This is a genomic window from Mycobacterium sp. 360MFTsu5.1, from assembly GCF_000383495.1.
Taxonomy (GTDB): domain Bacteria; phylum Actinomycetota; class Actinomycetes; order Mycobacteriales; family Mycobacteriaceae; genus Mycobacterium; species Mycobacterium mucogenicum_B.
In genome coordinates this window covers 447,517-463,774 of the sequence record NZ_KB911467.1, presented here as the reverse complement: position 1 = coordinate 463,774, position 16,258 = coordinate 447,517, and the positions used below count along the sequence as shown (strand labels likewise).

Here is a 16,258-nt window from a genome sequence, read left to right as displayed (position 1 = left end):
CAGCGGCATCTCGAGGGTCATGTCGGGTGTCGGAACACCCACCAGGACAACGGTTCCGGCCAGATCGCGGGCGTAGAACGCCTGCTTCCAGGTCTCGGGCCGGCCGACCGCGTCGATCACGACGTCGGCGCCGAAGCCGTCGGTCAGGTCCTGGATGGTCTCGACGGCGTCGAGGTCGCGGGCGTTGATGGTGTGGGTGGCGCCGAACTCGCGGGCCCAGTGCAGTTTCTGGTTGTCGGTGTCGACGGCGATGATCCGCTTGGCGCCGACCAGGGCCGCGCCGGCGATGGCCGCATCGCCCACGCCGCCGCAGCCGATGACCGCGACGGTGTCGTCACGCGTCACGCCGCCGGTATTGATGGCGGCGCCGATGCCGGCCATCACGCCGCAGCCCAGCAGTCCGGCAACGGCCGGGTCGGCTTCGGAATCGACCTTGGTGCACTGGCGTTCGTGCACGAGGGTCTTGTCGGCGAAGGCGCCGATGCCCAGGGCGGGGGTGAGTTCGGTGCCGTCGGTCAGCGTCATCTTCTGGGTGGCGTTGAACGTGTCGAAGCACAGGTGCGGGCGGCCGCGCTTGCAGGCGCGGCACTCGCCGCAGACGGCGCGCCAGTTGAGGATGACGAAGTCGCCGGGGGCGACGTGGGTGACGCCCTCTCCGACCGACTCGACGGTGCCGGCGGCTTCGTGGCCGAGCAGGAAGGGGTATTGGTCGTTGATGCCGCCTTCGCGGTAGGTGAGGTCGGTGTGGCACACGCCGCAGGCGATGATGTCGACGACGACTTCACCGGGTCCGGGATCGGGGATGACGATGTCGACGAGCTCGATGGGCTGCTTCTTGGCCCGGGAAATCACACCACGCACTGTCTGCGGCACGCTGTTTCTCCTTAACAGATGATGTGTCCTGCGGTAGGGAATGTCTGTAGTGAACGGCCTATCAAGCGGCGATCAGCCTGATAGGCAGATGCTCGTGGCGATGAATGATGTTGTTGATCGCCCACACTGGCGTGCCGGCCAATTCGATGCGTTGCACCCGCGCCGTCAAGGCGGTGAGAATAGCCGCGGTCTCCAGTCGGGCCAGACCCTGCCCGGCACAGGCGTGCGCGCCGTTGCCGAATCCAATTTGACGACCGGCGTCGCGACGGATGTCGAATTCGTCGGGTTTGTCCCATTCGCGTTCGTCGCGGTTGGCCGAGGCATACAAGGCCAGGACGCGTGCGCCTGCCGGGATCAGGCTGCCGGCAATTTCGGTGTCCGTGAGAACCTTTCGCGTGAATGCCCGCAGCGGAGACTCCAGGCGGATCACCTCGTTGATGGCGTTGGGTATCAGAGTTGGTTCTGCCCTGAGTAGCTGCCACTGTTCAGGGTGGGTAGCGAAGAGGTAGACCGCACTGGAGATGGCGCTGATCGTGGTGTCCAACGACGGGGCGATGTAGTCGAGCAGCAGCGGTGGTACATCGTCAAGGCTGAGATCGCCGTTGTCGGCGGCGGTCAGGAGTTCGTCGACCATGCTGCCGTCGAGGACGTTGCGGTCGCGCACTACCCGCCGCGCGAACCACAGCATCTGCAGACTACGGGGGATTGCTTTGATCGCTTGCCAGTTCATCGGCCCCATGAGATCGAATGTTGCTGCGCCCCAAGGGATAAGGTGGTCTCGGTGTTCTCTGGGCCAGCCGACCATGTCGGGTACGAGTGACGCCGGCATCGCGGTGGCCAGGTCGGCGACTCCGTCGATGTGGACTTTGGTCACCGCTGCATCCACGATGGCGGCGGCCTGCTGGTCAACTGCAGTGCTCAGGGCACGCAGCGCTCGGGGCATCAGGCGGTGCGCCACCAGTTTGCGGCGTTGGTCGTGTTCGGCGCCGTCGCTGTTGAGTGTGGTGCCGCGGGACAAGCGGTTGGTCAGGGGATTAACCGCGACTCCGTACCCGGACGCAAATACGCTGTCCGCGCGCAAAGTGGCTTTACATTCGGCGTAGCGCGGCAGGGCGTAGAGGCGGTGGCGCGGCAACCACACGACCGGTCCGAGTCGGCGCAAAGTGCGGTAGTGCTCATAGGGTCGGCGGATTGCCTCGGTGGTGTAGATATTCGGCCGGTAGGTGGCAATGCCCTGGGGGCTACGCAACATGGCGTCGTCCTATTCGGGGTTGTTCGCGCACTCGCGCGAAGGGTCATTGGGTCGCTGTGATCGGGAGAGCGCCGGCTACGTCGCTCAACGTGGCGATGTGCTCGATCGACACAGTCCAGTGTTCTTCAATCGGCAGTCATGTTCGTCACTTCTCACTGTTTCTGACGAAATCATCACATGCGACTGTATCCTCAGTCAAGGCTGTTATGACGAAATCTTCATAACTGATGTGGTTGATACAGTCGGTGGATGAATGAGGCCAACGCCGACGCCTCCGAGGCCGGAGCTGAATCGATTTCCCGACTGCGACGCCGCAAAATGCTCACTCGCGGCGCCCTCATTCGCGCGGCCCAGAGCTTTATCGCCCAAGGTGCTCTCAACGTGCCTGTCCTGGAAATCACCCAGGCCGCCGACGTTGGGATAGGGTCGTTCTACAACCATTTCACCAGCAAGGAAGAGCTTTTCGAAGCTGCTGTCGACGACGTTCTGGACGGCTATGGCGCACTACTGGATGCCTATACCGCTGACATCGCCGATCCCGCCGAGGCGTTCGCCACCAGCTTCCGCCTCGGTGGTCGACTCTTCCGGCGCCGACCCCAAGAAGGTCAGCTGATCTTGAGCCGCGGATCAGCGATGGTGCTTTCCGATCGAGGGATGGCGCCGCGCGCTCTGCGTGACATTGCAGCCGCGATCGACGCCGGCCGCTTCACCATCGGCGATCCCGAACTGGCGCTATCTCTTGCTGGTGGTGCCCTGTTTGGCCTCGGCACACTCCTGCGCGAGCAGCCAGATCGGGATGACGCCGCCGCCACTGACCAAATCGCGGAGGGGGTATTGCGCGCTTTCGGCGTGACTTCCAAGCAGGCGCGCTCTCTGTGCCGGCGTCCTCTGCCGGATCTGTCGGCAATCGAGTCCAGCGGGCTGGAGCACGTCGGCGGTTCATTGCAATAGTCCTCTTCGGTATTGAATTACTTTCCGCTCGAGTCTTTTTCGCACCGTCGAGTCGTGGACGAAGTCTTGACTGGAGGTGCGCCGGCAGTAGTGCCATCCTGGGGCGCACTTCGGGGCAAGGTGCGCCCCACGGAAAGTTAGGGCCTACGCGCAGTAGCACGGGCCCCATCGGTAATGTCCGTGTTTTCCGCGATGAGGCGCCCGTGCATGCGCAGCTCGACGGTGGGACGCACGATGCCCAAGTGCGGCGTAATCCCGAAGTCGCTCAGCGTAATTCGCGATGCCATTTCGCCGACCAGTTCAACGCCCTCCCGCGAAAACGTGACCTCGACTTCGGTCTTGGCCGTCCGTCCGCGGATGGTCAGTTCACCGAATACGGTGAGCACATCTGCGCGTTGCGCGGACGCATGCCCCTGGAAGCTGATGGTGGGATATGCGGCCGCGTCGAGGAAATCCGGCGCCCGCAAAAGGCGATCGCGCGCCTTCAGCCCTGTCGTGATGCTCGCGGCCTGCACCTCGAGACGTACCTCTGCGGAGCCATCTCCATTCCACGTCAGCGATCCCGACGATTGCGCGAAATGGCCGGAGACAGGCAGCAATCCCCACATCCCGCGGGCGGTGAAGCCTACGTGCACAGTGCCAGGGTCGAGTAGCCAAGTGCCCGTCAACGGGCCGGACTCGCCGGCAGCCGTGTCCGATCCGCGGCTCGATACCCGCTGGGCGATCTGGCGGACCGCGGAATCCAGGTCGTGGTGTGCGGGATTGGCGCACACGTAGTGATCGGGCCGTACGACGACGAAGGGCTGAGCCCGGAACATGCGACGCGATGTTTCGCTGATGTCTTCCAAAACCTGCGGGGAGGCACCCGGGGTGATCGAGCGGCCACCGGGCGGACACAACGTGACGAAACTGGCGTTCAAGACCTCCTGGGCCAAGCGACGTCCTTGTACCGACAAACCGGCTCGCGGATCGTCGCCCCAGCCGATGATGCGCCATCCTGATCCGGCGACGTCATCGAGCCGGTGCTCTTGGCCGCTGTAGGTGCGAACGTAGGGCTGGGGAAACAGCATGCCGACCGACGAGCGCCGCGATGGTGCTCCGATCAGCAGTCCGCGCCGATACCGCGCCGGCGGGCGGTAGCGGCCTTGCCGAACGTGTTGGCGCACTTGCGGTATGCGCATCAGCGCGGCGATGGCGTTGTCGCGAACTGCCGCCGCTCGTGATGATCGAAGCATGATGAGACGACCGGCCCGTAATGACAGGTTGGTCATCGCGACGACATGTGGACGGCGCTCATCTTCGTATGTGTCGAGGAGCTCAAGGGGCGCTCCTGCGCGCAGTACCGCGCTTACCTTCCACGACAAGTTGGTCACATCGCGAATACCCGAGTTGAGGCCCTGGCCTGCCATCGGCGGCATCAAATGAGCTGCGTCTCCGCACAACATGACTCGGCCCACCCGCCATCGTTGTGCTTGCTTGGCTTGGAACGTGTACACGACGTGGCGCAGTATCTGTGCGGTGTCAGGGTCGGCGTGCTCGGCGATCATCTGCGCTGCGGCACCTGGTTGCAGGAGCTCGTCACGGTTTTCATGGGGCATCACCTTGCGCTCCCAACGGTGATTGCCGTCGGCGAGCCGACCGGTCATCCGCGGTCCCGCCGGATCCATCGTGAAGCAAAAGTAGGGAACATGGGCAATCGGCTCAGGTAGCTTCGCGTCGACGATCACCCAAGGCTCGTTGAAGCTCGATCCTTCGAGCTGCACCCCTACAGCTTCACGAACAGTGCTATTGGCACCGTCGCAGCCCAGGACCAGCCGCGCACGGGCTCGGCTGACGGCGCCCTGGCCATCCCGAAACTCGAGCGCAACTCCATCACCGTGCTGGATCAACCCGGTCAACTCGTGATTCACCCGCACGTCAACCATTTGGTAACTCGCCAGAGCAGTCCGAAGGTGGCGATCCAGTAACGGTTGATAGATGGCCGACAACCACGGGTGTGCCTGAGGAGTTTCAGTGGGCATTGTCGTGGCAAGGATCGCTCCAGCCCGTGACGCCCATTGTGCGCCCGCTCCGGAAATCATGTCGACCACCGCCTCTTCGTAGACGCCTGCCTTCTGCAAACTACGCAGCGCTTCGCCGTCGAGAACCCCCACGCGGGGGTTGCCATAGACATCGGCTTCCCGGTCGACGGCAAGAACACGAAGACCGCTACGGGCAAGCAAGATCGCCGCGAGCTCGCCGACAGGACCTAAACCGATAACGGCGACGTCGTAACAATCCTGCGACCCGTCGGCGCTCATCGCCGCCTGCCGATCCGGTCGGCAGTCTTCGCGGCCCGGCCGGCCGCGGCTCTAGGACACGGTCGGCAACGGCCATGAGGAAGTTCGTCGAATCTTGACGTCCCTTGGCAGGTGCTGACCATTGTTGCTGTCCTCCATCGCATCTCGATGTGCCCTGCGACACAATCTGACGATATCCTCATATACGAATCTATCGTCAGTCAAGCGGATCGTTGCCGGGTCCTGGGATTCTCGACCCAGGCGTTCTACAAGTGGCGCAAAGCACCTGTATCGCAGCGGGATTGGGATGATGCCCAATGTGTCTGATGAAGCGTGTTCCCAGTAATTGGCGAGAAGGTCTTTTGGTCCAGTCGGTCGCGCGGTCGACGAAAAGTGGACTCGGGCAGCGGATCAGACCCCGAGTCCGGTCAGGGACCCTGTTCGCCGGCCGGATTGGATGGGGACGCAATCCGGCGGAAACGACTGGACGATTTCGATGCCCAGGGAGTCCAGTTGATCCAGCAAGGCCGGCAGGTGGTCCATCGCCCCGGTGGGCAGATCGTGGATGACGACCAGGCTCCACGGACGGGTGAGCACGTCACGCACGCAGCGTTCGACCCAGTGGTCCGGTTCGTCCCAATCGTGTGGGACGCAGTTCCACAGCACGCAGGTGTACTCGTTTGTCTCGATGTAGTCGACCGCGGCCGCGCTGAGGAGGCGCTGGTCGAGTATGCCGCCACCTCCGTAGGGTCGAAACAGCTTGTCCGGGTGGGCGAATGGCTCGAGCAGACGCTGTGCGGCGCCGATCTCCTGTTCAGGTAATCGCGGGTCGTCGTCATCCCCGAACTGTATCGAGTGGGTCATGGTGTGGTTGCCGATCCAATGTCCGTCACTCGCCGCCCGCTCGATCATCGACATCGCACCGGGCGTCAATAGTTGTTCTCCGACAACGAAAAACGTCGACTGAATTGACCGTTGACGCAGGATGTCGAGAACCGTCGGCGTGACCTCGCTCGGTCCGTTGTCGAAGCTCAGAGTGACTTTGGCGCTATCCACTGCGGTCGGCTCCGCGCGCTTTGAGCCCTGCGACGACCAGGTCTGCCACGAACTCGGCGTGTTCGCGAACGGCGGCCGTGCTACGCGGATCTTCCGGCGCCATCTGCTCTGCCAGTGGAACCAAGCTGAAGGGCGCGGTCGCTCCGTGTGCGACCAGGAAATGCAGGCTGCGGATGTTCGCCTCTGTTAGGACGCCTGCGTCGACCAGCACCTTCAACGGGGACAGGACCCGCATGATCGATGGGCCGATGTGTGCTTCCCAGAGGTAGGTCAAACGCGCACTGGGTACCGCTCCCTCGACGGTGACAAGTCGCAGTATTTCGGGATGTTCGGCGTGCAGTTCGAGAAACCGAACGATCGTGCTCCGTGTCGCACCCAAAAGGTCGGTGTCCGGGGCGGGATCGATATCGGCCATGCCGCGTTCAACCTGGCCGAAGGCCCAATCCACCGTGGCAAACCACAAGTCCTCCTTCGAGCCGAACCGCTGGTGAAGGAGGTTGTGGCTGACGCCGAGCTCCCGGTTCACCGCCGCGATCGACGTCCCGTCGAATCCGCGTTCGGCGAACACCCGCAGCGATGCCGCCAGGATGTCATCGACCGAGGCGGGCGACTCGTTTGCGGGCGGACGACCACGGCGTTTTCCCGATGTCATGCCGTCAATCTACCGAATATGTTGACGACCATCAACTTTTGTGCTTAATTGATGTTCATCAACATAAATGCTTTCGTTGGCTCGACATCGATCCGAGGAGAATCGCGATGAAACGGGAAGAACACATGGTGGGCGAAACGTTCGCCTACCGGTTCACCAGCCCCGATGCTGACCATGCCCTGCTCATCCAGCACGGCATGGGTGGACATGGGGGGATCTACGACAACTTTGCTGCGCACTACGCAGGGCTGGGTGCGGACGTCTGGTCCATGGACGCACCTGGCCATGGCCGTTCGTGCGTGAGCCGGCGCGCGGGTGATTTCACCATCGACGAGTGGGTTACCGCTGCGCTGGAGATGGCGGACCACATCGGCGAAACGACAGGACTGCCCGTATTCATCAAGGGATCGTCGCTTGGCGCTGCCGCTGCCTATTGTGCATACGCCGCATCGACAACCATCGCGGGAGCGATCTTGATGGGCTACGGGATTCCGTCCTCACCGCTGATCCCGCCGGATAACCCTTTCCGCAGCGCGGCTTACGAGCAATTGCTCGCCCAGTACGGCCACGCGCTCGAGTTCAACATCGACCGATTCATCGACTTCGACGAGGATTACGGGTTCCGCGGGGCAGGCGTACAGAAGCACCGCGATCCCCTCAACACCTGGGCCTACGACTTCAATGCGATGGGTTCGCTCATGCGGTACGACCCGGCTGTTGCATTGGCGGACAACGCCAAGCCGATCCTGTTCGCGGTCGGAGAAAAGGACCCCATCTTCACCCCCGCGTTGGCCAAGTTGGTCGTCGATGCCACCGGGGGACCGGTGGACTTTCACGTGCACCCGAACGGCGTCCACCAGCTGATGCTGTTCCACACCGCCGACTACAGCCAGGTCGTGCGCACCTGGTGCCACAAGCAGTTGCCGAACACCACCGCATCAACGATCCAAGGAAAGTGAGCGTCATGCCTGCCATCCACCCGCGTGGGGTGAACCACCTCGCGATCTCGACTCGCGACATCAAAGCCCAGATCGCCTTCTTCACCGATGTTCTCGGCTGCCCACTCAAGGCGCTGTACCGCATGCACGGCGCGGAAGGCGCATGGCACGGGTTCGTCGAACTGAACCCGGAGTCGTACATCGCCTTCGTCTATCACCCCGACAACCCCGACACCCGCGACTACGGCGTGACGCATGCCGGGAACGCCACCAACCCGGTGGCAGCCGGTGCGATGCAACATGTCTCGCTGCACGTCGCCAACTTTGACGAGCTACTGGCGCTGCGTGATCGCATCCGCAGTCGCGGCATCGTCGTGATCGGTCCCGTCGATCACGGATTCTGCCAATCGATCTATTTCGCCGGCCCCGAGGGCATCACGCTGGAATTGACGACCGGCGAGGCGATCGATGACCGCGCCTGGATCGACCCGGAAATCGTCGCTATCAATGGCATTAACGATGCGGAACTCGAAAAGTACCGCAATCCAGAGCCCTACGTCTCGCCCGCAGCACCGGTAGCCCAACCCGGAAACGATCGGTCCAAACCCCACCTGCACTACCCCGCCGAGGTCTACGAGCAGGTAATCGCGATGCCAGACGAGATGGTATGGCAGCTCGTGAGTCAGACCGATCCGCCAGTTCGCCTCGACTAATCGTCATCCCGCCGTGCCCGCTGCTGATCACGTTCGGTTACCGGGCTCATCTCCGCCAACAGCACTGACACCAAAGGACTTACGCCATGAAGCTCGCTAACCTGAACGGCCGAGCCACACTCATCACCCATGCCGGCACCGTCGATCTCGCCCGCAGCTCCAACGGGCTCTTCTCCAGCAACCCCGACGCGGCCATCGGTCACATCGCCGATATTCAGCACTGGTATCGGACAACGCAGCCAACACCCGATCTCACGCACACCCTCGCCAGCCTCAGCAAGGATCTCACGCCGCTTGGACCGCCGGTGTGCAACCCCGGCCAAATCTTCGCGATCGGCCTGAACTACGCCGACCACAGTGAAGAAACCGGCCTGAGTATCCCCGACGTCCCCCTGGTGTTCACCAAGTTTCCCTCATCAATCACCGGGCCGGCAGACCCCGTCCCACTGCCCACGGAGACCTGCGATTGGGAAGTCGAGATGGTCGTCGTCATAGGCACGCCGGGACGCAACATCGCGCGGGAATACGCTGCGGACCACATCGCCGGATTCTGTGTTGGGCAAGACATCTCCAACCGAGAGGCCCAAATGACCGGAAATCCACCACAATTCAGCCTGGCCAAGAGTCACGCAGCGTTCACACCCATCGGTCCATGGATCACGACCCCCGAGGAGCTTGCCAACCCCGGCGACCTGGCAATCAGCACGACCGTCGATAGCGACACAGTTCAAGCGGCCCGGACCTCGGACATGATCTTCGACGTCGCCACTCTGATCAGCCACCTGTCCACGTTCTGCGAACTGCGCTGCGGCGACCTCATCTTCACCGGTACGCCTGCCGGTGTGGGGTACTCGCGAATCCCGGCCCGCTACCTCAAGCCAGGAAACCTCCTGGTCTCGACGATCGAGGGCCTCGGCCAGCTTCGTAACCCCACCACAGCCCAATAGCGCCGAGCGGCAGGAGAACTAACTTATGCACGCCTACAGCATGATCGCGGCCGCGGCGCTGGCGATCATCCTCGTCGCAGCAGGCGCTCCCAAGATCGTCAATGCACCCTCCGCGCAACGCCATGCCGAACACCTCGGCGTCCCGCACGCACTGAACCGCGCTATCGGACTCCTGGAACTGGTCGCCGTAGCGGGTCTGCTCGCCGGGTTCATTTTGCGGCCCTTGGCGATCGCGGCGGCAACTGGCGTGACCTTGCTGATGATCGGCGCCGCCGGGAGTCATATCCGCGTCCACGACCGCATCCTCGCCGTCGTCCCGGCACTCGCGGTGGGAGCTACCGCGGCAGCGATCTTGGTCCTCGAGCTCGGTCACATCTCCTGACCGGAGGGCACCTGCCAGTCCGACTCGAAGCCTCCGAGTCGACCTGCCGTTCTGATGCGCTCGTGACCGAGCGGCGCAGCACGCTATGCGCAGTAGATGGGCTGGTTACTGCCGCGCGATTCAGTCGTGCAAGGAAACCCAAGATTTCTAGGGCCGACTCAAACATCGCGGCGTGCCCGCGCAATGAAACGCGCGAGGGTGAGCGGTTTGAACTCGAACAACCAGGAATTCGATCACGCCCATATTGATGTTGGTGCAAGCATCGCTCTCTCGTCATACCTCAGGCGAAGAGACGTAGCCGAGGCGCAACTGTCGGCCGCTGAGCGAGCGACGGCCTTCGGTGACAAACAGGGTCGCTACCGCGGCGCCGATCATCCAGACGGCGAGTTCGAGAGCTCCGCCGATGGTGGTGTTCGATCCGATGATGACCCCACGGAGGGCGAGGATCGCTGCGTGCGTGGGCAGTACGTTCCCGACGCCGTGGAGAGCTGGCGGGATCGTCGAGGTCAGGCTGGTGACGACCGCGAGAACGAGGACGGCGATGCAGACGAAGCGGCCGGCCAGATCGAACGCGGCGGTGGCGGCCTGGTTGAGAGCCGTGAAAGTCAACGCGGTCAGTATCGTGACCCCGAGCAATCCGAACCACCTGCCCGCGGGTAGATGGAGAACCGGTATGAGTGTGACGCTCAACAGAATTGCGGACACCACCGCTATCGCGGCACCGGGCGCGATGGCGCTCGCCACGATCCGTCGCGTGGATTTCCGTGATGTGAGGACGGCGTTCGGCAGCGGCGGGCTGCTGATGAAGATGCTGAGCGCGCCGGCCCATAGTGCCAGGGTGACCGCGACCGCCGCGACGGCTGCGCCCAGATCGGTGCCGTCGGTGACCGCGATGGCCGGTGTGGCCGCGACATTGCTCATGCGGTCACGCTGTGTCTGGTCGTAGGCGGGCACCTGATCGCGACCCTGTGCGAGTTGGGTCGCCAATTCGTGTGCGCCACCGGACAGTTGCCGCAAACCGCCCTCCAACTGATGCGCACCGGAATCGAGTTGATGGACGCCATTGATGGCGGTACCTATCTGCCCGGTGAGTGCGTCGACACGGTCGGTGACCGCTGCGGGCGGTGAGGGAGGCGGCGGTAGCTGAAGATGCTGTTGCAGACCGGAAGCTGCCGCTCGCACCTGGTTCGCTTGGGCTTGCGCCGCATCCAGGCCCGAGGAAAGCTGGCCAGTTCCGGCTGCCAACTGCGCTGCGCCGGCCGTCAGTTTGTCTGCCCCGTCGGCCAATTCGGATGCGCCCTTCGCTGCTGCACCAAGTTGGTCGTGGATCTTGCCGAAGGATACGTACACCCGGTCCAGGTAGGTCTGGACGATCTGCTGATTGAGGGTTCGCAGCACCACTGGGCGATTTGGCTGGTGACCAGCGGGTCGGCGACACCGGTGGCATTGGATGCCTGCACCCGGACTTCGGCTTGACCGGCATTGAGCGGATTGCTACTCGCCGATGATGTCGCTTTTGCGGAGAAGTCTTCCGGGATGGTGACGACGGCGCCGTAGTCGCCCCGCGCCAGACCGTCGCGCGCATCTGCGGCGTCGGTCAGGATCCAGGTGAAGGCAGCTTTTGATGTGGTGAGGTTGCTGGCCAATTGCCGTCCCAGCGGGATGGTCTGGCCATTGACGGTGACCGGCTTGTCGTTGTTGACCACGGCAGCTTTGGCGGCGCCGTGGTTCGATTCGGGAGCCCAGAACGCCCACAAGAACAGGACCATAACCAGAACCGGTAGCAACAGTAGTCCGAACCAACTGCGCCACAGCAGCTTTCCGCGCGCGCCTGAGTCGTGAGTCGGGCTTGCGAGAGAGGCGATCATTTGCTCGCTCCGGCGGTTGCAGGGTTGAGGTCCACGGTGTGGATACTGTCGGTGTCGTCGGGTAGCAGGTCGGCGATGCGGGCGAGGTCCTGGCAGGTCACCACGAAGGTGACAGGGCGTCCGGATGCGCTGCGGCGGTCCGCGAGCACTTCGCGCACACGGTCACGCGAGGTGGTGCGGATGACGATGTCGGCGTCGTCGATGAGTATCAGCTCTATGTCGTTCGCGAGCGCCTCGTCGAGCGCGGCTTCCGGCGCGGCGGTGTCGTGGCAGGTGACCACGGCGACCTGCCGGCGGACGGTTCGCATATGTTGCGGCAGCACGTGTCCGAGAACTTTGAGGTCACCGGCGATACGGCCGACACGGCCCGCCAGGGTGTACAGCAGTGCGGTCTTTCCGGCCGGCCCGGGGCCGTGCAGCACGACGACGGAACCGCGTGGCACGGCCAGATTGATGCCGGCGTAGACGTTGCGGCCGCGGTCGTCGGTGCGAGTTAGACCGGTGGCATCGATCGCGTCGTCGCAACCAGGTTCTGGCCAGTCCGCCAGCCGTAGCTCATGCATGAGGCCGTCGCCTTCGGCGTCGAAGATCGGCAGGCGGCGGTCGATGGCGCCGGGCAGATACCAGGCCCGCCGGCCAAGCAGTGCCAGCACTGCCGGTACCAGGGTCATGCGAACCAGGAACGCGTCGACGAAGACGCCGATGGCGAGGCTGAACGCGATCGGTTTGATGACGGCGCTGCCCTCCGGGACGAAGGCGGCGAACACGGCGAACATGATGACTGCCGCGGCTACCACCACCCGCGACGCCGAGATGAATCCGGACTCGATGGCCTGCTGCGGATCACCCTGGTGCACATAGCTTTCCCGTATCCGCGATACCAGGAACACTTCGTAGTCCATGGCCAGACCGAACAGCACACCCATGAGAATGATCGGCAGGAAGCTGACCACACTGCCGACGCGATCCACCCCGAGCATGGTGGCGAAGTGGCCTTGCTGAAAGACGAAGGACGTCGCTCCGAAGGCAGCTCCGACCGACAGCAAGTATCCGGCGGTGGCCTTGACCGGTACCCAGACTGAGCGGAACACCATCGCGAGGAGAACCAGTGACAGCCCGACGACCAGTACCCCGAAGGGCAACAGTGCGGCCCCGAGTTGGGCAGACACGTCGACACCGACGGCGGTGATGCCGGTGACCGCGGTGTCGGTGCCATAGGCCTTTTGGAAGTGCTCGCGCTGGGCGCGCAGTGTGTTCACCAGGGTCTCGGTTTGCGCCGAGTCCGGTGCTGTGGTGGGGACGACTTGGATGATGCCGGTGTCTGCCTTGGGGTTCGGCGTGGCGAGCGGGACGCTGGCCACCCCGGGTAGGTGGGCGATGTCTTCGGCGATCTTGTTGACCACACCGATCGGGTCGGTGCTGGCGATGATGTCGGCGGTGACGATGAGTGGGCCGTTGTAGCCGGGGCCGAAGTGCTCGTCGATGACATCGTAGGTGTCGCGGGCGGGGCTGCCGTGTTCTTCGGATCCGTTGTCCGGCAGAGCAAGTCGCAGCTCAGTCGCCGGTAGTGCGCACACGGCCAGTCCGGCGACGATGACGACGACCGTCACCACCGGCTTGCGGGTGGCCGTCTGCACCCAGAGCCGACTCCATTCGATGCGGCGCAGTCGCGTCGTGGCGGTAGTTTTGGCCTGCGTCGGTTTGGTTTTGGGTCGCAGGCGTTCACCGGCGAGAGCCATCAGCGCCGGGATCAGGGTGACGGCGATCGCGACGGCGACGGCCACGGCGGAAGCGGCTGCCAGACCCATCGTGGTCAGGAACGGGATACCGCCGACGAACAGGCCCAGTAGCGCGATGATGACCGTCAGACCCGCGAACGTCACGGCCGATCCGGCGGTGGCGGTGGCGCGGGCCACGGATTCCCCGACCTCGAGCCCGTCGGCAAGCTGATCGCGGTGCCGCGACAGCAGGAACAGTGCATAGTCGATGCCGACCGCCAGCCCCAGCATCACCGCGAGCATCGGCGCGGTCGAGGACACGGGAGTGAATACGGTGGCGGAGTAGATGAGGGCCACCGAGATCGCGACGCCGAGGATCGCGGTCAGTAGCGGCATGCCAGCGGCGATCAGGGAGCCGAAGACTACCAGGAGCACCAGGAGCGCGATCAGCAGACCGATGCCTTCGGTGGGACTGAGTTTGGGGACGGGATTACTGAAGGCGGGCCCGCCGACATGCACGCTGACGCCGTGGCCGATGTCGGTTGCCAGCTGTTGTCCGATGCGGGTGATCTGGTCGCGGGTCTCGGGTGTGACATCGGCGAGGGCGACCGTCAGCTGAGCGGTGAGGATCGCGGCGCGATGATCGGTTGAGATGGGCGCCTGGATTCGGGGTTGTGGGCTGCCTGGTGGGGTGTCGGTCTTCGGGGCGGGATCGAACGGGTTGATCACCGAAGCGACCTGGTGCAGTTTGGTGAGCTGGTCAACGGCAGTGGCGGTGGGTGCGGCGCCCAGGGCAGTGACGTTCTGGCCGGCCGGGGCGACGATGACCAGTTGGGCCGAGGAGCCGCTGGTCTCGGGGAATACGCGCCCGAGGTAGTCCAGGGCGTCCTGCGATTGGGTGCCGGGGACAGCGAAGGTGTCGTCGGTGCCTTTGTTGAAGCCGGCGAGGCCGACGGCGATGGCGAGCACGAGCAGCCAGGCGACGATGACCCAGCGGCGCCGGCGCACCAGCAGCTGGCCCAATTGGTAGAGGAAGGACGACATGCCGATCGCCTGACTGGTCTAGGTGGATGCGGTGGCGTGTGAACTACTGCGCTGAACGATCGTCGCAAATCCCGGTATGGCCGCGCAGAGTTTCCACACGTCGCGGCCCGCGCACATGACCGTGCGATCAGGCCGGATGACAGCGGCGGTGGCGTGGCCACGGCGGAGCCACCGTTCCAATTCACCGCCGGGTTCGGCGACATGGACCACAATGCCTTGCTCAGCGAGCGCGGCGCAGTGGAACGCGAGTGGACGGGTCGTGGTGACGAGCGCGAAGCCATTGCCCAGCAACGTGTCCAGGCGCTGTCCATCGGCCAGTACCGGGTTGGGGCACAACGATCCGGCAAGGCGACGGGGTCTACGGCTTTTGATGACCAGCGCCGACTCATGCAGCCGCGGGGTGGTGCCGTCGGTGAGCTTGTCGCGCAGGCCGGGTATCAACCCCAGCCTGGGGGCGACGGTGCGTCGCACGATGTTTCCGGCATGTCCACCGGCTGTCATCGCCCATCCCATGCCCAGTGCCAGGCCGATCATGCTGCGCGCGTGGGGCTTCCGTTCTTGTTCGTAAGTTGCCAGCAGGGCCTCGGGTAGCTCTCCGTTGATCACGCCGGCGAGTTTCCACGCCAGGTTCATCGCGTCGCGCAGGCCCGCGCCCATGCCTTGCCCGATGAATGGCGGAGTGAGGTGGGCGGCGTCGCCGAGGAGGAACACGTTGCGTTCGCGCCAGCTGTCGGCAATCTGTGCGCGAAAGGTGTACTCAGTGACGCGCACGAGGTCGAGCTCAGCGTCGGCGACATCGCCGATCCAGGGGGCCACCAGGGGCCGTAGGGTCGCCATGGTGCTGAAGTCGGCCGTGGTTTCCGAAGGCAGCAGCCGAAATTCCCAGCGGTAGCGGTCGGGACCGATCCGCATGTACGTCGCAGCCCGAACGGGATCGCACACCTGATGCACACCATCCCACTGATCGAGCTCGGCCTCGGTGACAACGTCTGCGACCAGCCAGCGCTGCTCGAAACGCAGGTCTTCCATGGCGGCACCGATGGCAGCTCGCACGATGCTGTTGGCGCCATCGCAGCCCAGCACGTAGCCGGTTTCGACGACGTGCTCTGTTCCGGTGGCACGGTCGGCGTAGGTCACCCGCACGCGGCCAGGTTCGTGCTGGGTGATGCCGGTGACCTCGGAATTGCCGCGCAGCTCAACATTTGGGCGCTTGGCCAGGTTGGCGCGCAACAGCTCTTCCAGTACCGGCTGGTCGAACATGTTGGCCTGCGGGAAGCCGTGCTTGCTGCGGGCGGGGTCGCGGTCGAACTGGGCCAGCGTGTGGTGGTTCTGGTCGAGCAGCCGCAAGCCGAGCGCCGGCCGCGAAATCGCGGCGAATTCTTCGGCGACACCGAGCCGGGCGAGGATGCGATGAATCTCGTCATCGAGGTGCACCGCGCGTGGCTGGGGATAGACCGATTCCCAGCGGTCGAGAACCAGCGTGGGCACACCGTGGTCGGCGAGCAACGTCGCCGCGGTGACACCGGTCGGTCCCGCGCCGACGACGACAACGGGCACGGATTGCGTTACAGGGTCAGGCATTTCG

Annotated in this window: 14 protein-coding genes; 5 read left to right on the top strand and 9 right to left on the bottom strand. The window is 64.1% G+C overall.

Translation table 11 applies throughout. The annotated features are described in order from the left end of the window. On the bottom strand, window positions 1–873 hold an 873-nt coding region (locus H289_RS0117195), incomplete at its 3' end, for an S-(hydroxymethyl)mycothiol dehydrogenase (RefSeq protein WP_036420766.1). A gap of 61 nt (window positions 874–934) precedes the next feature. After that, on the bottom strand, window positions 935–2,125 hold the full coding sequence (locus tag H289_RS0117190; RefSeq protein WP_020102053.1) for a cytochrome P450: 1,191 nt from the start codon (window positions 2,123–2,125) through the stop codon (window positions 935–937). A 249-nt stretch (window positions 2,126–2,374) separates the two neighbouring features. Between H289_RS0117190 and H289_RS0117185 the strand changes: the two genes are divergently transcribed. Next, on the top strand, window positions 2,375–3,076 hold the full coding sequence (locus tag H289_RS0117185; protein ID WP_081633441.1) for a TetR/AcrR family transcriptional regulator: 702 nt from the start codon (window positions 2,375–2,377) through the stop codon (window positions 3,074–3,076). Window positions 3,077–3,213: 137 nt separating this feature from the next. Here the strand turns inward: H289_RS0117185 and H289_RS0117180 are convergent, their stop codons facing one another. The 3 genes from H289_RS0117180 to H289_RS0117170 form a co-directional block, all read right to left on the bottom strand. Next, window positions 3,214–5,376 carry a bifunctional 3-(3-hydroxy-phenyl)propionate/3-hydroxycinnamic acid hydroxylase gene (locus tag H289_RS0117180; protein ID WP_020102051.1) on the bottom strand — a complete coding sequence of 721 codons (2,163 nt, stop codon included), beginning with the start codon at window positions 5,374–5,376 and terminating at the stop codon, window positions 3,214–3,216. 390 nt (window positions 5,377–5,766) lie between these two features. Beyond that, complete coding sequence (locus tag H289_RS0117175) at window positions 5,767–6,411, bottom strand: polysaccharide deacetylase family protein (protein ID WP_020102050.1); 645 nt, start codon at window positions 6,409–6,411, stop codon at window positions 5,767–5,769. Then, window positions 6,404–7,063: a TetR/AcrR family transcriptional regulator gene (locus tag H289_RS0117170; RefSeq protein ID WP_020102049.1), complete on the bottom strand. Its 660-nt coding sequence runs from the start codon at window positions 7,061–7,063 to the stop codon at window positions 6,404–6,406. The genes H289_RS0117175 and H289_RS0117170 overlap by 8 nt, the downstream gene beginning before the upstream one ends. On the opposite strand from H289_RS0117170, the gene H289_RS30710 reads away from it, so the two are divergent. The 4 genes from H289_RS30710 to H289_RS0117150 all read left to right on the top strand — a co-directional run bounded on the left by H289_RS30710 (window position 7,027) and on the right by H289_RS0117150 (window position 10,043). Next, entirely contained in the window at window positions 7,027–8,022 is a 996-nt protein-coding gene (locus H289_RS30710; RefSeq protein WP_231388047.1) for an alpha/beta hydrolase, read from the top strand. The two genes, H289_RS0117170 and H289_RS30710, sit on opposite strands and share 37 nt — an antisense overlap. A 5-nt stretch (window positions 8,023–8,027) precedes the next feature. Further along, window positions 8,028–8,714 carry a VOC family protein gene (locus H289_RS0117160; protein WP_036420761.1) on the top strand — a complete coding sequence of 229 codons (687 nt, stop codon included), beginning with the start codon at window positions 8,028–8,030 and terminating at the stop codon, window positions 8,712–8,714. 86 nt (window positions 8,715–8,800) lie between these two features. After that, a complete protein-coding gene (locus H289_RS0117155) occupies window positions 8,801–9,661 on the top strand; it encodes a fumarylacetoacetate hydrolase family protein (protein WP_020102046.1) in 861 nt (286 codons plus the stop codon). Between the two features lie 25 nt (window positions 9,662–9,686). Beyond that, complete coding sequence (locus H289_RS0117150; protein ID WP_020102045.1) at window positions 9,687–10,043, top strand: DoxX family protein; 357 nt, start codon at window positions 9,687–9,689, stop codon at window positions 10,041–10,043. Between the two features lie 273 nt (window positions 10,044–10,316). On the opposite strand, the gene H289_RS30705 is transcribed toward H289_RS0117150, so the two are convergent. Genes H289_RS30705 through mhpA form a run of 4 tightly spaced genes read right to left on the bottom strand, consistent with a single transcriptional unit; the run spans window position 10,317 to window position 16,254 of the window. Beyond that, window positions 10,317–11,393, bottom strand: a complete 1,077-nt coding sequence (locus H289_RS30705) for a hypothetical protein (protein WP_231388051.1) — start codon at window positions 11,391–11,393, stop codon at window positions 10,317–10,319. Then, the gene (locus H289_RS33700) at window positions 11,306–11,911 is read right to left on the bottom strand and encodes a YhgE/Pip domain-containing protein (protein ID WP_231388045.1); all 606 of its coding nucleotides are present in this window, start codon (window positions 11,909–11,911) and stop codon (window positions 11,306–11,308) included. Before H289_RS33700 ends, H289_RS30705 begins: the two co-directional genes overlap by 88 nt. Beyond that, window positions 11,908–14,673, bottom strand: coding sequence for an MMPL family transporter (locus tag H289_RS0117140; protein WP_020102043.1), 2,766 nt, complete (start codon window positions 14,671–14,673; stop codon window positions 11,908–11,910). Before H289_RS0117140 ends, H289_RS33700 begins: the two co-directional genes overlap by 4 nt. A gap of 18 nt (window positions 14,674–14,691) precedes the next feature. Then, on the bottom strand, window positions 14,692–16,254 hold the full coding sequence (gene mhpA, locus H289_RS0117135; protein WP_029105362.1) for a bifunctional 3-(3-hydroxy-phenyl)propionate/3-hydroxycinnamic acid hydroxylase MhpA: 1,563 nt from the start codon (window positions 16,252–16,254) through the stop codon (window positions 14,692–14,694). Window positions 16,255–16,258 lie beyond the last annotated feature (4 nt).

What these genes read in the sequence shown, in the direction of transcription:
- H289_RS0117190 (WP_020102053.1), bottom strand. Translation starts at nt 2,125, where the DNA reads ATGTTGCGTAGCCCCCAGGGCATTGCCACCTACCGGCCGAATATCTAC.
- H289_RS0117185 (WP_081633441.1), top strand. Translation starts at nt 2,375, where the DNA reads ATGAATGAGGCCAACGCCGACGCCTCCGAGGCCGGAGCTGAATCGATT.
- H289_RS0117180 (WP_020102051.1), bottom strand. Translation starts at nt 5,376, where the DNA reads ATGAGCGCCGACGGGTCGCAGGATTGTTACGACGTCGCCGTTATCGGT.
- H289_RS0117170 (WP_020102049.1), bottom strand. Translation starts at nt 7,063, where the DNA reads ATGACATCGGGAAAACGCCGTGGTCGTCCGCCCGCAAACGAGTCGCCC.
- H289_RS0117160 (WP_036420761.1), top strand. Translation starts at nt 8,028, where the DNA reads ATGCCTGCCATCCACCCGCGTGGGGTGAACCACCTCGCGATCTCGACT.
- H289_RS0117155 (WP_020102046.1), top strand. Translation starts at nt 8,801, where the DNA reads ATGAAGCTCGCTAACCTGAACGGCCGAGCCACACTCATCACCCATGCC.
- H289_RS0117150 (WP_020102045.1), top strand. Translation starts at nt 9,687, where the DNA reads ATGCACGCCTACAGCATGATCGCGGCCGCGGCGCTGGCGATCATCCTC.
- H289_RS33700 (WP_231388045.1), bottom strand. Translation starts at nt 11,911, where the DNA reads ATGATCGCCTCTCTCGCAAGCCCGACTCACGACTCAGGCGCGCGCGGA.
- H289_RS0117140 (WP_020102043.1), bottom strand. Translation starts at nt 14,673, where the DNA reads ATGTCGTCCTTCCTCTACCAATTGGGCCAGCTGCTGGTGCGCCGGCGC.
- mhpA (WP_029105362.1), bottom strand. Translation starts at nt 16,254, where the DNA reads ATGCCTGACCCTGTAACGCAATCCGTGCCCGTTGTCGTCGTCGGCGCG.